10 protein-coding genes are annotated in these 15,933 nt (G+C 58.2%); 3 read left to right on the top strand and 7 right to left on the bottom strand.

Going from position 1 to position 15,933, the window contains the following annotated elements; translation table 11 throughout:
• Positions 1 to 122: 122 nt before the first annotated feature.
• The 6 genes from katG to HVA01_RS00705 form a co-directional block, all read right to left on the bottom strand.
• On the bottom strand, positions 123 to 2,276 hold the full coding sequence (gene katG, locus HVA01_RS00730; RefSeq protein ID WP_146872559.1) for a catalase/peroxidase HPI: 2,154 nt from the start codon (positions 2,274 to 2,276) through the stop codon (positions 123 to 125).
• Between the two features lie 268 nt (positions 2,277 to 2,544).
• Positions 2,545 to 3,798 (bottom strand): toxic anion resistance protein, encoded by a 1,254-nt coding sequence (locus HVA01_RS00725; RefSeq protein WP_146872558.1) that lies wholly within the window; start codon positions 3,796 to 3,798, stop codon positions 2,545 to 2,547.
• 63 nt (positions 3,799 to 3,861) lie between these two features.
• Positions 3,862 to 4,800 (bottom strand): cobyrinic acid a,c-diamide synthase, encoded by a 939-nt coding sequence (locus HVA01_RS00720; protein ID WP_146872557.1) that lies wholly within the window; start codon positions 4,798 to 4,800, stop codon positions 3,862 to 3,864.
• Positions 4,801 to 4,870: 70 nt separating this feature from the next.
• Entirely contained in the window at positions 4,871 to 6,625 is a 1,755-nt protein-coding gene (locus tag HVA01_RS00715) for an ABC transporter transmembrane domain-containing protein (protein ID WP_146872556.1), read from the bottom strand.
• A gap of 165 nt (positions 6,626 to 6,790) precedes the next feature.
• Positions 6,791 to 8,233, bottom strand: a complete 1,443-nt coding sequence (locus HVA01_RS00710) for an NAD(P)(+) transhydrogenase (Re/Si-specific) subunit beta (RefSeq protein ID WP_146872555.1) — start codon at positions 8,231 to 8,233, stop codon at positions 6,791 to 6,793.
• 16 nt (positions 8,234 to 8,249) lie between these two features.
• Positions 8,250 to 9,821, bottom strand: coding sequence for a Re/Si-specific NAD(P)(+) transhydrogenase subunit alpha (locus HVA01_RS00705; RefSeq protein ID WP_146872554.1), 1,572 nt, complete (start codon positions 9,819 to 9,821; stop codon positions 8,250 to 8,252).
• A 366-nt stretch (positions 9,822 to 10,187) separates the two neighbouring features.
• Between HVA01_RS00705 and HVA01_RS00700 the strand changes: the two genes are divergently transcribed.
• Both HVA01_RS00700 and cydB read left to right on the top strand, forming a co-directional pair.
• A complete protein-coding gene (locus HVA01_RS00700) occupies positions 10,188 to 11,597 on the top strand; it encodes a cytochrome ubiquinol oxidase subunit I (RefSeq protein ID WP_146872553.1) in 1,410 nt (469 codons plus the stop codon).
• Positions 11,594 to 12,595 carry a cytochrome d ubiquinol oxidase subunit II gene (cydB, locus tag HVA01_RS00695; RefSeq protein WP_146872552.1) on the top strand — a complete coding sequence of 334 codons (1,002 nt, stop codon included), beginning with the start codon at positions 11,594 to 11,596 and terminating at the stop codon, positions 12,593 to 12,595. The genes HVA01_RS00700 and cydB overlap by 4 nt, the downstream gene beginning before the upstream one ends.
• A 93-nt stretch (positions 12,596 to 12,688) precedes the next feature.
• Here cydB and HVA01_RS00690 read toward each other — a convergent pair whose 3' ends face one another.
• The gene (locus tag HVA01_RS00690) at positions 12,689 to 13,858 is read right to left on the bottom strand and encodes an alpha-hydroxy acid oxidase (protein WP_146872551.1); all 1,170 of its coding nucleotides are present in this window, start codon (positions 13,856 to 13,858) and stop codon (positions 12,689 to 12,691) included.
• Between the two features lie 598 nt (positions 13,859 to 14,456).
• Between HVA01_RS00690 and HVA01_RS17570 the strand changes: the two genes are divergently transcribed.
• Positions 14,457 to 15,926: an SrfA family protein gene (locus HVA01_RS17570; RefSeq protein WP_146872550.1), complete on the top strand. Its 1,470-nt coding sequence runs from the start codon at positions 14,457 to 14,459 to the stop codon at positions 15,924 to 15,926.
• The last annotated feature ends 7 nt before the right edge of the window (positions 15,927 to 15,933 follow it).

Here is a 15,933-nt window from a genome sequence, read left to right as displayed (position 1 = left end):
CTTTCAGCGCGGAAGCGAAAATTTAACAATAGCGGGTTTCAGCACCCAAAAAAACCCGCATCCGAGGATGCGGGTTTCACTTACAAGCTCATACCCATAGCGAGTACGAAAGTCAGTGATGTTTACGCGACGTCGAAACGATCCGCGTTCATCACTTTTGTCCAGGCGGCGACAAAGTCTTTGACGAACTTCTCGTCGTTGTCGTCCTGAGCGTAGACTTCGGCATAGGAGCGCAGCACCGAGTTAGAACCAAACACCAGATCGGTGCGGGTCGCGGTCCACTTCACGGCGCCCGTTTCACGGTCACGGATTTCATAGGCGCTGTTGCTGACCGGGTTCCAGCTGTTGTTCATATCGGTCAGGTTAACGAAGAAATCATTGGTCAGCTGGCCTTCACGGTCAGTGAATACGCCGTGCTTGGTGCCACCGTAGTTGGTGCCCAGTACCCGCATACCGCCAAGCAGCACGGTCATTTCCGGCGCGGTAAGGCCCATCAGCTGAGTGCGATCCAGCAGCATCTCTTCCGGCTTAACCACGTAGTCTTTCTTCTGCCAGTTACGGAAACCGTCAGCCAGTGGCTCAAGCGGCTCAAACGAATCCCCATCGGTCATTTCAGCGGTTGCATCACCGCGGCCTTTGGTGAACGGCACGCGAACGTCGTAGCCCGCCGCCTTGGCGGCTTTTTCGACCCCTAGGCTACCCGCCAGCACAATCACGTCGGCAACGCTGGCGCCGGTGTCGGCTGAAATCTGCTCGTATACCGCCAGCACTTTGGCGAGGCGATCAGGCTCGTTGCCTTCCCAATCTTTCTGGGGCGCCAAGCGAATGCGCGCACCGTTGGCACCGCCACGCATGTCAGAGCCACGGTAGGTACGGGCACTGTCCCACGCGGTGCTGATCATGTCGCTATTGCTAAGGCCAGCCTCGGCGATTTTCTGCTTAACCACTTCTTCACTGTAATCGATGCTGCCAGCCGGCACCGGATCTTGCCAGATCAAATCGTCAGCAGGCACGTCTGGGCCGATGTAACGTGTTTTCGGACCTAGATCACGGTGGGTCAGCTTGAACCACGCCTTAGCAAACGTATGCTTGAAGTACTCGGGATCCGCCATGAATTTTTCACAAATATCACGATAGATCGGGTCTATCTTCATCGCCATGTCCGCATCGGTCATAATCGGATTGTGGCGAATAGACGGGTCAGTGGCATCAACCGGCTTGTCTTCTTCCTTAATGTTGACAGGCTCCCACTGATTAGCACCAGCCGGGCTCTTTTTAAGCTCCCACTCGTAGCCAAACAGCAGGTCGAAGTAGCCCATGTCAAACTGGGTCGGGTTGGTGGTCCAAGCGCCTTCAATACCGGATGTTACGGCATTGCTCGCTTTGCCATCCATGTGCGGGTTGCCCCAGCCAAAGCCCTGGTTTTCGACCGCAGACGCTTCAGGCTCGGCGCTCAGCTCTGCCGCATCACCGTTACCGTGGCACTTACCTACGGTGTGACCACCGGCGGTGAGAGCCGCTGTTTCTTCGTCGTTCATCGCCATGCGCGCAAACGTCGTGCGCACGTGCTCTGCCGTCATTTGCGGGTCGGGCACACCGTTAACGCCTTCAGGGTTAACGTAGATAAGGCCCATCTGCACCGCCGCCAGCGGGTTTTCCATGGTGTCTGGCTTGGTCACGTCTTCGTAACGTTCGTCAGAAGGTGCTAGCCACTCTTTCTCAGCACCCCAGTAAATATCTTTTTCCGGGTGCCAAATATCTTCGCGGCCAAACGAGAAGCCATAGGCAGGCAGGCCCATGGACTCATAGGCGGCAGTACCAGCCAGAATAAACAGGTCAGCCCAGCTGAGTTTATTGCCGTACTTTTTCTTGATCGGCCACAGCAAACGACGGGCTTTATCCAGGCTGGTATTGTCTGGCCAGGAGTTGAGCGGGGCAAAACGCTGGCTGCCAGAACCACCGCCGCCACGGCCGTCGGCTAGGCGATAGGTGCCCGCCGCGTGCCAAGCCAGGCGAATCATCAGACCACCGTAGTGACCCCAATCAGCTGGCCACCAGGTTTGGCTGTCGGTCATTAGCGCATGGACATCTTGCTTAAGCGCGTCAAAATCGAGCTTTCTGACTTCTTCGCGATAGTCGAAGTCAGCATCCATAGGGTTCGTTTTGCGATCGTGCTGATGCAAAATATCCAAGTTAATGCTTTCCGGCCACCAGTCTTTATTCGACGTGCCGCTTGAGGTATTGCCACCGTGCATGACAGGACATTTACCACTCATATTGCTCTCCCCTTCTTGCTTTTGTCTTGGTCACCACCAAGCCAACAAATGATGAGCGCCCTGCGATCTGTTTATCGTTCTGCGAACTGCGCAGAAAGCAGAAAAAGGACGCTGCATTTACATAACGCTGCATTTACATAACACAGTTTTAAAGCACTTCTCTTATAGTCACAATTTGCTTTTCATCAATGCTCTAATAGCTTTTATCGATCATGCTGTAAAACCCGTGCTGGTGGCCTCCGGTGGCTACTGTCATAGGTATCTACTTTTATCGACCGGGCTTGTCAAATTGATCGGGCTTGTCAAATCGACCGTCCTGGGGCTGCGCCTCGCTGCCCTCGCGGAGGCGCTCAATCGACGCATTTCCCTGCTGCGAGAGGGTTGCGAGGCGGTCAATCTGTTCATCCAGCCGCGGCAGAGCCTCCTGACGGTAGCGCGAGAGATCATCGATCGCGCCCATGACCTCGCCGAAGGCCTCTTCAAGCACGTGCATATCGAGCATCGCGCCGGATGCCCGCTTCTGGATATCCACGCCCTGTTGGCGCAGGGCCTTCGCGGTGCCGCCAATCATTTGCGAAGTGGTGTAATTGAGGGCTTCAACGCGGTCGAGCACCAGGCGCTGGTTGGCCATCGCCATGGCCACGGTGACCGCCACGGTGAGGGCCGACACGGTGACGTTGATCGCCCTGTCCACGCCGCGCATCAATTCGCGGTTGTTGCGGATGATGACCTCCAGTGCCAGCACGCCCTGCTGGCTCACCGCCAGCTGCTGCTGAAGGTCCACAATGCGCTGACGGAGGGGAAAGAGCAGCTCTTCCTCGATAAATTGACGCTGGGGATCATCGCTATCGCGGGCGGCGATAGCGTCCTGCAGGCGGCGGTCGATCAAACGGCCCAAGGCAATTTGGCGGTTCAGCTCGCGCAGAATCTTATTGAGCGCCTGCTGGTCATCGCTCAGGGTGAGGTTGTCTCGATGCAGCATGTCGCGACCGCTTTCCAGCTCTTCGATGATCGCGTCTAGCGCCTGCTGGGCATTCTCAAACTTTTGGAAATAGCGCTGCACACGGCTGTCGATGCCGGGAATCATCGCCAATACACGATCCAGCGGGCTCGACGCCAAGCGGTGGCGAGCAGGGTCGAGCCCTTCCATGCGCCCGCGCAGATCGCTCAGCGCCTTGGCGACCGGGCCGCCTTCGTCGCCCTGGTGGGCAAGCTTGCGCAGCGGCGTCTGCAGCATGGCACTGCGATGGGCGGCCTGCTGCTGTAGCTCAAGCCCCATCTCGTCCACGGCGCGGCGCTGGCGAACCAGCGATTCCTCGTCACCTTCGTCGAGGATGTCGCCGACAAAGCGGTCGGCCATGGCCTCAAGCTCGGGGTCGATGTCACGTTCGATGTCATGCTCTATATCATGGTCATCGGGCACAGCCGAATCGGCCTGGCTTGGGCTTGCCCCTAATTGACTCGCGATCTCGTCCACCGGCGGCAGGGAGAGGCGACGATCGTCATCGGGTTGCTGCGTCATGGGCATCTCCTGAGCTGTCAATAAAACCGTCGTAAAGGTCGCACGGCACCACTGGCCGTCGGGTTAATCCTTGCGCGCATAGCGATCGGCGCCTTCGACAAAGCGACGTAGGTCCTCTAACGCCTTATCGGTGGTCACCGACGCCTGGGGGCGCGCCGTCTCGATACGCGCCATGGAGACGGCGGTATCGTCGAGCACGGTCAGCGCCGATTCGATCCGCGCGGAGAGCTCGTTCAGGCGGTGTTCGGTCTCTACCAGCAGATCCAGACGCCGCACCAGCGCGGCGCGCTCCTCCTCGCTCAGCTGCTTGCCTTTGGCCAGACGACGCCGCACGTAATCGCCGTCGACGCTGACCACCCCGCGCGCCTGGGAGGCCATGGTGGTCAGCGTGTCCACCGCGCCAAGACACACCTGAGACACCAGCCCGCGCGAACGCTCGAAGGCCAGCTCGCCCGTGTGAAAGCGGCTACTCAGCACGTCTAGCACATGGCGGTAGCGGCTGTAGAGCCGGTCCGCCAGAATCGCCAGATCGGGGCGGTTAACCGCCAACAAGTGCTGCTTGGTTCGGCACATGGCCAACACCAGATCGTCGGCGCCCTCGGGCGGTCTTTCCGGGTCAAGCACGATTACCCCTGCTTCATAGGCCTTGCGCTCCTCCTCAGCGCGCCGCTGACGTACCTCGGCCACTCGCTGGGCCTCCCGGCGACGCTCGCGACGCCGGGCCAGCCAGCCGCGCAGCGTACGCTCAATGGGCAGTGCCACGGGAATGGCAACGATGCCCGCCAGCCAGCCCAACAGGCTAGGGCTGAAACCACCCCACAGCGAGGTCAGCCACAGCAGCATGCTGATGAAAGGAACGATCAGGCAATAGCGGAGGACTACCTGCAGCCGCCCCTGGGCCGCCACCGGCAGCGCCAGGGCAGGATTGACGAGGCCCACTAGCAGCCAAGGCAGGCAGGTCATAAACAGGCCATAGGAAAATCCCTGCAGGAATCCCAACATCGATGCGATTATCCTTCGTTAATGGAATACAAACGCCGAGTGTAGAGCAACTGGGTAAGGACGATAAGTATTAGCCAAACTGCAACGCGGCTAAATGCCGATAAAGCTCGCTGGTGTTGATCAATTCGCTGTGTGTCCCTGCGGCCACAAGCCGCCCGCCGTCAAGTACCAGCAGGCGATCCGCGGCGATCACCGTGGCGAGCCGGTGGGCGATAACGATACTGGTGCGATCCACCATCAGCCTGTCCAGCGCCTGCTGCACCAGACGCTCGCTCTCTGCATCCAAGGCGCTGGTGGCTTCGTCCAATAACAGTACTGCGGGATTTTTAAGCAGCGCCCTGGCGATGGCGAGCCGCTGACGCTGACCGCCGGAAAGCTGCACGCCACCGGGGCCAAGCGGGGTATCAAAACCTTGGGGCAACGCGTCGATGAAGTCCAGTGCGCTGGCGTCCTGGGCGGCAAGGCGCAATCTATCGCTATCAGCCTCAGGGTCGCCATAGCGCAGGTTGTCGGCCACCGAGCCGCTAAACAGCACCGGTTCTTGCGCCACTAGCCCCATGGCACCGCGCAAGACGGCAAGGTCTAAGCAACGAATATCACAGCCATCGAGCGTGATATGCCCTTGGCTGGGGTCATAAAAGCGCAGTAGCAGTGCCAAGAGCGTGCTTTTTCCCGCCCCTGATGGCCCCACGACGGCGACCCGCTCGCCGGGTTGGATATGCAGATCGAACGCCTCAAGCGCCGGGGTTTCCCGTCCTGGGTAGCTGAAGGTGATGGTTTCCAGCCTAATCTCACCGCGCAGTGGCTTAGCCAGCGTGTGCGGGTGAGCGGGCGATTGGATAGTCGGCTGGGTATCCAGCAGCTCCAACAGCCGTTCCGCCGCCCCCGACGCGCGCTGCACATCCCCCGCGACTTCGGCCAGGGTGGCGATGGCACCCGCCGCCAGTACGGCATAGAAAATAAACGCTGAGAGTTCACCGGCGCTCATGGTCCCCGCTAACACCGCCTGACCGCCCTGCCAAAGCATTATCCCCACCGCCGTAAACACCACCAGCATCGCCACACCGGTCAGCCAGGCGCGCTGCTGGGTGCGCGCGACGGCGCTGCCAAAGGCTTGCTCCACGCGCTGGCCGTAGTGGGTTTTATCCACGCGCTCGTGGGTAAACGCCTGGAGCGTTTTAATCCCGCTGAGAGCCTCTTCGGCATAGCGGCCCAGTTCGGCCACGCGGTCCTGACTGGTGCGCGAAAGCCGCCGCACCCGGCGGCCGTACCATACGATGGGCAGCAGGGTGGCGGGGATACCCACCAGCACCATCGCCGACAGCCACGGCTGGGTCACCAGCATCAGCACCACCGCCCCTACCAGCATGACCAAATTGCGCAGCGCCAGCGATATCGAGGACCCAAACAGGCTCTGCAGTACGCTGGTGTCCGCAGTCAGCCGTGAGGCTATTTCCCCAGCAGCGCGGCCGTCACTGGCGCTCTCAAAAAAGCTGGGTTCTAACGTGAGTAAGTGATCAAACACCCGCTGGCGCAGATCAGCGGCCAGGCGCTCACCAATCCAAGTCACCTGGTAATAGCGCAGTGCCGAAGCTAGCGCCAGCACGGCCACGACCACCAGCATCAGCACCAGCGTTTGCGCTAATGCCTGGGGATCGGCGTCAAGAAAACCGCGGTCGATCATAAGGCGCAGCCCATTACCTAGCAGTAGCACGCTGCCCGAGGCCATGAGTAGCGCAAGGCCAGCCAGCGCTAGCCGTAGACGGTAGGGGCGAAGCAGACCCAGCAAGCGCAGCAGTACGCGGGGGTTAGGGCGTTGATTCATAGTAGCGAGTGCTCAGCAGAATAGGCGGTCATCGACCATAACAGGAGTGCCGCCAGCCTGCAGCTAACTAAAAAGCCCGCGATTACTCGCGGGCTGTGTAGTTAATGGATCAGTACGCCATGGCTCAGTACTTCATGGCTTAGCGGCTCATTACGCTATCTGGACCTAATCAATCATCGGCAGCAGCGTATTCAAACTATCCCGGGCATCGCCATAGAACATCCGCGTGTTGTCTTTGAAAAACAGCGGATTCTCGATGCCGGAGTAGCCGGTGCCCTGGCCGCGTTTGCTGACAAACACCTGCTTGGCTTCCCACACCTTCAACACCGGCATACCGGCGATAGGGCTATTGGGATCTTCTTCGGCCGCTGGGTTAACGATGTCGTTGGAGCCAATCACGATCACCACGTCGGTAGTGGGGAAGTCGTCGTTGATTTCGTCCATTTCCAGCACGATATCGTAAGGCACCTTGGCCTCCGCCAGCAGTACGTTCATATGCCCTGGCAAGCGGCCCGCGACCGGGTGAATCGCAAAACGTACCGTTTTACCCGCGGCGCGCAGCTTGCGTACCAGGTCGCTCACCGCGGTTTGTGCCTGGGCCACCGCCATGCCGTAACCCGGCACGATAATCACACTGTCGGCGTCGTTCAACGCACTGGCCACGCCACCGGCGTCAATCGCCACCTGCTCACCTTCAATTTCCGCTGCGGGCCCAGTGCTGCCGCCAAAGCCGCCTAGAATCACATTGACGAAGTTGCGGTTCATCGCTTTACACATGATGTACGACAGAATCGCCCCCGATGAGCCCACCAGCGCGCCGGTGACAATCAGCAGGTCGTTGGAGAGGGTAAAACCAACGGCCGCCGCCGCCCAGCCGGAGTAGCTGTTAAGCATGGAGACCACCACCGGCATATCGGCGCCGCCGATGCCCATAATCAGGTGGTAGCCGATAAAGAACGACAGTGCTGCGAGCACCAGCAACGTCCAGAAGCCCGCGCCGTTAAGGTACAAAATTGCCAATAGCAGCGACAACACCGCCGCCCCGGCGTTGAGCAAATGCCCACCGGGCAGTTGGCGTGGTTTGCCGTCAACTTTGCCGGCCAGCTTGCCAAAGGCGATTACCGAGCCGGTGAAGGTCACCGCGCCGATAAAAATAGCGAACACCACCTCAATTTGCAGAAAGGTAAGTTCGTCTGGTGCCTTGGTGGCCACCAGCGCCGCAAAAGCGGAAAACTCCTGCGCAGCGCCGTCAACTGCCTGCGCTGCCATGACGCGACGGCGCTCAAGGTCCGCGCTCCAGGCCACGAACACAGCGGCTAAGCCGACAAAGCTGTGCAGCGCCGCCACTAGCTGGGGCATTTCAGTCATTTCGACCTTGCCCGCCACATAGACGCCGATGCCTGCCCCAATCACCATCATGGGAATAAGCCACCAGTAGCCGCCAATACCCGGGCCTAACGCGGTAAAGAACACCGCCACCGCCATACCGACGATGCCGTACCACACGGCTCGTTTGGCTTTCTCTTGGTTACTCAGACCGCCCAGCGACAGAATAAACAACACACTCGCCGCAATAGCTGCGGCAGATACGAATCCTTGTCCTAACATATCGTCTCTCCGCCGCTTAAGATTTTTGGAACATGGCCAGCATCCGGCGTGTCACCAGGAAGCCACCCACGATATTGATTGACGCGATCAGCACCGAGATCGCCGCTAGGATGCCCACGATCACGCTACTCGTGCCAATCTGCAAAATAGCGCCGAGAATAATGATGCCCGAGATCGCGTTGGTCACCGCCATTAACGGCGTATGCAGCGAGTGACTCACGTTCCAGATCACCTGGAAGCCGATAAAGCAGGCCAGCACAAAAACAATAAAGTGCTGCATAAACGACACCGGTGCCACTTGGCCCAACAGCAGCATCAGCGCGCCACCAACGGCTAATAAACCCACTTGGCGCTTGGTTTGCGCCTTAAAGGTGGCGATCTCAGCGGCTTTTTTCTCCTCCGGCGTGGGTTCCTTCTCTTTCTTTTTCGGCTTCGCCGCGCCAATCGCTTTTACCTTGGGCGGCGGCGGTGGAAAGGTGATCTCGCCCTGGTGGGTGACGGTGGCGCCGCGAATCACGTCGTCGTCCATATTGTGATGAATCACGCCATCTTTCTCGGGCGTTAGATCGGTCAACATATGGCGGATATTGTTAGCGTAAAGGAGCGATGACTGAGTGGCCATGCGCGAGGGGAAATCGCTGTAGCCGATAACGATCACGCCATTATCCGACACCACCCGCTCGTCAGGCTTGGTCAGATCGCAGTTGCCGCCTTTCTCGGCAGCCAAGTCGATAATCACCGAGCCTGGCTTCATGGCGGCGACCATATCGTCCAGCCACAGCTTGGGGGCCGGCTTGCCAGGGATCAGTGCGGTGGTAATCACGATATCCACCTCCGGGGCCTGCTCGCGGAAGCATTCAAGCTGCTTTTCGCGGAACTCCGGGCTGGAGGGCGAGGCATAGCCGCCGCTCTCGGCACCGTCCTGACTCTCGTCAAAATCGAGAAACAGGAACTCGGCGCCCATCGATTCAATTTGCTCGGAGACCTCGGGGCGCACGTCAAAGGCGCGCACCACGGCGCCTAAGCTGGTGGCCGTGCCGATCGCCGCCAACCCTGCCACACCGGCGCCAATCACCAGCACTTTGGCGGGGGGCACTTTGCCTGCCGCCGTCACCTGGCCGGTAAAGAAACGGCCAAAGTTATTGCCCGCCTCAATCACCGCCCGGTAACCGGCGATATTGGCCATGGAGGAGAGCGCGTCCATCTTCTGGGCCCGGGAAATACGCGGCACCATATCCATGGCGATCACGGTGGCGCCCTGGGCTTTGCACTTCTCCAGCAGCGCTTCGTTTTGCGCCGGCCAGAAGAAGGCGATCAATGTCTGGCCTTCGCGCAGCCGCTCGGCCTCTTCCTCGGAGGGCTCGCGGACTTTAATCACTACCTCAGCGTCGCGCCATAGTCCGTCCACACTATCGACCACGGTAACGCCCGCATCGCGATAAGTGTCGTCATTAAAACCCGCCAAAAGACCAGCGCCGGTTTCCACCAGGCACTCGTGCCCGAGTTTCTGAACCTGCTTGGCACTCTCAGGGGTTAGCGCGACACGCGCTTCCCCCGGAGCACTCTCCTTCGGTGCACCTATCTTCATTCTTGTTCTCCCTATTTGAGACTCACTACAGCGCCGTCAATGCGCACGTGAAAAGCAACGCTAACTATTTACCCAACCAGCATCATTACAAGTTAGCAAACCATTATCATAACGAGTTATCAAGCACGCTAGATGTATCGTCTAGCCTCTTATGGCGAGTAGACAGACGTCTATGCGTTTTGAGAGATCACCACTCTGCGACAATGCGCCCTAGCCAAACAAGCGGACTTTAGTTATAGGCAAATAGGGATTGGTTTAGAATAAAGACTTCGAGATAAGCATATTCCAAAACATAAAAAATGAAACCTGACGTGCTCGCTTGGGACTTACTTATCTCATTTCCACGACACGCTCTGGGAGGTCATTATGGAGCTCGATCCGCTGTTATTATCCAGGCTACAGTTTGCCTTTGTGGTTTGTTTTCACGCTATCTTTCCGGTTTTTACGATTGGCTTAGCGTCTTATATCGCCGTTCTGCACGGACTTTTCTATAAAACCGACAACCCGGCATGGGATCGCCTTGCGCTATTTTGGACCAAGGTATTTGCCGTGGTCTTTGGCATGGGGGTGGTCTCGGGAATTGTGATGTCGTTCCAGTTTGGTACCAACTGGAGTAATTTTTCGCTGGCCACCTCGAACTTTTTAGGGCCCGTGCTGAGTTACGAAGTCGTCACGGCGTTCTTCCTGGAAGCCGCCTTTTTGGGCGTACTGCTGTTTGGTCGGCATAAAGTTCCGGAGGGCGTTCACCTGTTTGCTGCGCTTATGGTGGCCGTTGGCACCTTTATTTCTTCGTTTTGGATTCTCGCCGCTAACAGCTGGATGCAGACCCCCGCGGGGTATGAACTGATCGATGGGCGTTTCCATATTACCGCCTGGTCAGAAGCCATTTTTAACCCCTCGTTCTGGTACCGCTTCGCGCATATGGGCATGGCCTCTTTCCTCACCGGTGGTTTTGTGGTGGCGGGGGTGAGCGCCTGGTTTTTGCTACGCAAGCGCGACGTAGAAGCGAACAAAAAGGCGCTTTCCATGTGCTTATGGCTGCTGCTGTTTTTGACGCCCGCGCAGGCCGTGATCGGTGATTTTCACGGGCTTAACACCTTGGAGCACCAGCCGACCAAAGTCGCCGCCATGGAAGCCAACTGGGAGACGCAGTCTAACGCGGCGCTACTTCTGTTCGCCTTGCCTGACCAAGACGCCCAGACCAATCGCTTCGAAATCGGCATTCCCAGCCTGGCAAGCCTGATTCTGACCCACCAAAGCGACGGTGAAGTCCCCGGCATTAGTGACGTCGCCCGCGACGAACAACCGCCGGTGGCGATTGTATTCTGGGCGTTCCGCGTGATGGTGGGGCTGGGTTTATTGATGATTGGGGTGGCCCTGACCGGGCTGCTGCTGCGCCGCCGAGGCCGTGTTTATGAGAGCTCGCGCTACCTAAAAACACTGGTCGTCATGATTGGTTCACCCTTCCTGGCCGTTTTGGCTGGCTGGATCGTGACTGAATCCGGCCGCGCGCCGTGGTTAGTATACGGCGTGATGAGCCATGCCCAAGGGCTAACGCCGTCACTTAGCGGCGGCATGGCGCTGTTCACGCTGCTGGGCTATATCGGCGTCTATAGCGTGGTGTTCTATGCGGGGATCTACTACCTCACACGGGTGGTACGCAACGGTATGCTACCGGCCCCCGAGGAAGTCGCGGGCGAAACCGAGCGGCCCAAGCGGCCCCTTTCCGCGGCCCACACACCGTTCGATGATGGTCTTAAAGGAGCAAACTCATGAACAGCCTTGACCTAACGTTGATTTGGGCGGTTATTATCGGCTTTGGCGTTATCATGTACGTGATGATGGACGGCTTTGATTTGGGGTTAGGAATCCTCTACCCCTTTGCGCCAGACGAAGAGTCCCGCGACGTGATGATGAACTCCATTGCGCCGGTGTGGGATGGCAACGAAACCTGGCTGGTACTGGGCGGCGCGGGTCTGCTTGGGGCCTTCCCGTTGGTCTACTCGGTGTTTCTGCCTGCGCTGTATATTGGTGTGTTTTTGATGTTGGCAGGCTTGATTTTCCGCGGCATCTCGTTTGAGTTTCGCTTCAAATCCAAGCGCAACCGCCACTGGTGGAACCGCGCTTTTTGCTGGGGTTCTGCCATTGCGGCCTTTGCCCAAGGGGCGGTGGTTGGCGCCTACATTCAAGGCTTTGCGGTTGAGGACTTTGTCTATGTCGGCGGCGCGTTCGACTGGTTAACGCCGTTCAGCGTACTGACCGGCCTGGGCCTGATGGCGGGCTACGCGCTGTTAGGCGCCACTTGGTTGATTTTAAAGTCTGAAGGCCACGTTCAGCAGTGGGCCTACCAGATAACGCCGAAGCTGCTGCTGGCGGTGCTGGTAGTCTTCGGCATCGTCAGCCTGTGGACGCCGCTGGTCAGCGTGGAGGTGCGCGATCGCTGGCTCAATCAGCTGCAATTGATCTGGGTTTTTCCCATCCTGGCCATGGTCTGCGCCGCGGCACTCTACCGCGCAGTGAAGCGCCAGCAAGAAGGCCTGCCGTTTGTGATGGCGCTTGGGCTGTTTATTTTTACCTACCTGGGCCTCATTGCCAGCAAATGGCCGGTCATTGTGCCGCCAAACTACACCATCTGGGATGCCGCTTCCGCGCCGGAGTCACAGCTCTTTCTCTTGGTTGGCGTACTGTTTGTAATCCCTGTGGTGCTGGCGTACACCGCCTGGTCGTATTGGGTCTTCCGCGGCAAGGTTAAAGTGGGCGAAGGTTACCACTGAGCCACGCCCGCTGGCGCTAGGTGCCGCCGCTCATGCGGCGGCATTTTTATGGGTGCGCAGATGTCTAGGGCCCATTGGCAACCCTGGTAACGCTCAGAGTTTTACCGTGGGGTCATCGAAGCCTTTGGGTACATAAAGGTTGTGCGGGCCCAGCCGCTTAACATCCGTTTCACCACACAGCGCCATGGTGGTATCCAGCTCTTTATGAATGATGTTGAGCGCCTGGGTAACGCCCTCTTCACCTGCCGCCCCGAGGCCGTAAGTGTAGGCGCGGCCAATGTAAGTGCCCTTGGCCCCAAGGGCGAGCGCCTTGAGAACATCCTGACCGGAACGAATGCCCGAATCCAGATGCACTTCAACATCATCGCCGACTTCGTCCATAATGCTCGGCAGCATGCGAATGGAACTCATCGCGCCATCCAGCTGGCGACCACCGTGATTGGAAACAACAATCGCATCAGCGCCAATCTCCACCGCACAGCGGGCGTCTTCAGGGGTCATAATGCCCTTCACGATCAGCTTGCCGCCCCACCACTCTTTAAACAGGGCAATACGCTTCCAATCGAGCGACACGTCAAAGGCTTCCGAAGTCCAGGTAGATAGCGAGGAAGGGTCCGTCACGCCTTTCGCATGGCCGACGATATTGCCAAACGAGCGCCGCTTAGTCCGCAGCATCTCAAGCCCCCAGGGTATTTTGGTGGCCATGTTGGCGATGGACTTGGCGGTCAGCTTGGGTGGTGCCGACAGCCCGTTCTTAATATCTTTATGGCGCTGCCCCAAGACCTGCAGGTCGACCGTCACGACGATGGCAGAGCAGTTGGCGGCCCTGGCGCGCTCAAACAGGCGACGCATAAAATCGTCGTCCTTAAGGGTATAGACTTGAAACCAAAAGGGCTTTGTTGTGTGCTCGGCGACATCCTCAATTGAGCAGATCGACATGGTCGAAAGCGTAAACGGCACGCCAAACTTCTCAGCCGCCTTGGCCGCCTTAATCTCACCGTCGGCCGACTGCATGCCGGTTAGGCCCACCGGCGCCAGTGCCACCGGCATGGCAACATCCTCCCCAATCATGCTGCTGCGCGTCGAGCGCCCCGACATATCCACCGCAACACGCTGTTTAAGGTGAATCTGGTGGAAGTCGCTGGTGTTCTCGCGAAAGGTCTGTTCCGTCCAACTACCCGACTCGGCATAGTCGTAAAACATTTTTGGCGTACGCCGAACGTAGCGGCGCCGTAAATCTTCAATATTGGTAAAAACCGGCATGTTGAATTCCCCAAGACAGATAGTGCAACTTACTGGATAACCGAAAATGCTACCAGTTTGTTGACACTACGTGCCCTGGGGATACCGCACTTCTTTAGTAGTAGCTGGAATAGCCACGGGGCGTTAAGCGGTCAAATGGCTGCACCGCGACGTTAGGGCTTGAGGTTTTATATACCCCGCCGCCAGCCACAGCTCGGCCTAAAAAAACCCTCAGGCGTTAATTTGATCCCCTTGCATGGCCACAGCAAAGCACTTCAGATGGCCCAGCCACGTGACTAACTTAAAAACGGCTAGCTTTACCGCGCTGATCTGACACGGTTTTTTATTTTAAAAAGGCAGCGATCGAGTCCTCGCATCATTATGTCTTCAACAGCCCTTTTATCTAATACACTAACTTAGCTTTTTTTACTAAGTTAGCCTTGCTATGATGCTTAGAAAACTAATCATACCAATTAAAATTCGCTAGGGAACGCTGGACTTGTACTCATGCTAACTTGCGTGCAACGCACGCCTGCCCCTTGCTTTATCGAACTCGCTGTTTTGACACTGGCTCACCTGGGCCAGCTAAAGAATGGTTCTATCGAAGTAAGGTTCAGATATGACATCCCTTTTGTTGCATAGCGGTAAAACAGACCAGTATCGCGCCCTCGGCGAAACCGGGCAGCCGGTTTATTACTCCGCGCTACAATTACGCAAGGCAATTGCGCGGCGCCTAAAAGGCCGTGAGCGCCACCTTGCTATTCCACAGCGTGACCAGCAAGGCGAAGGCGTTGACTGGTACAGCGGCATAGAGGGCGACGTCGTGCCCTGGAGAAGCGCGACAGAAGGCGAACGAGAAGATGCCCGCATCCAGCTGGCCGCCTTTCAAGAAGAGATTCAAGCCGTTGAAATACCCGATGAAAGCCAGGGCGGTGATCATGAGGTATTTGCGCGTTTGCTCAAGTGGGTATGCCATTTCCCAGATGAAAACTTCGTCTACCTAGTCAATGGCACCCCGGTGATGACTTTCTGGGGCTTTACGCACCCGGAAACCGACCGTCATGCCAATCCACTTCAGTGCCTGTATCCCCAGACGGAACCTGAGCTGGCATCAGCTACTCCCCCTGCCACTCCACCGCTCGCTACTGCAGCCCCTCTCGCTGAAGCGGCCATTGTCGAAGCGCCAGCGCGCCCCTGGTGGCGGCGACTATGGTGGTTGTTTCCGTTAGCACTGCTGCTTGGTCTGCTGCTTTTACTGCTAGGGTTACGAGCCTGCTCCCACCCCATGACAGGGCCCGATATGGGGATCAATCTACCCTCAGGCGACGTTACGGCATTCTCCTCCGCCAAGCCTGGGTGGCAAGGCTGGGATGTCTGGCCCTTTAAGGCGCAGACCCGCGGTGCTGCTTTGCCCAGTGGGTCCGTAGAAATGAATGGCGGCTTCAGCCTGCCGTCCTTCGGCAGTGGTGCCGGGGCGCTCGACTGGGCACTGCCCGACGCTCCTATTGGCCTGCCTGGCGCTGCTCCGGAGTCAGAAGTCGCTAATGCTGACACCTCTTTAGCCTCAGCTGAAACGCCACTGCCGGATGGTGATGGTGAGGGCGAGCTACCCGCGGTTCCCGCGCTATCGCCAGGCGAAGCGCCACAGGCGCCAGCAGAACCGGGTGAAGGTAGCCCTGAAACGATGGCTCCAGCCGAGCTTGGCACAGCCCCAGCGCCGCTAAGCCTGCCCGCCAATACACCCGATGGTGCCGCCGCGTTTCTCAATGGTGATTGGCGCGGTGCCGGCGTCATGGATAGCCAGAGTGGCCGTCCGCTACAGGTAAGGTATGCCTTTGATCAGGGTCAAGGGCAGATGCAAATCCGCCGCGGTGGCGCTAATGGCATGTCCTGTACGGGGCCAGTGGCCGCCACCATGCAAGACGGTGAACTTCAGGTTGAAGCTCAAGAGCGTGCTCGCTGCGAAGACGGCAGCCATTATGAAATGCCGCGGGTGGAGTGCCGTCAAGCCGATGGCGAAATAGCCGATTGCGCCGCCAGCTATGATGATGAACCTTTCCCCATGCAGCTGCAGAAAGCCAGCGAATAGGACGGTA

Source organism: Halovibrio variabilis, from assembly GCF_007991175.1.
GTDB lineage: Bacteria > Pseudomonadota > Gammaproteobacteria > Pseudomonadales > Halomonadaceae > Vreelandella > Vreelandella variabilis.
The sequence above is the reverse complement of the archived record's forward strand: the minus strand, read 5'-3'. Positions and strand labels throughout refer to the sequence as shown.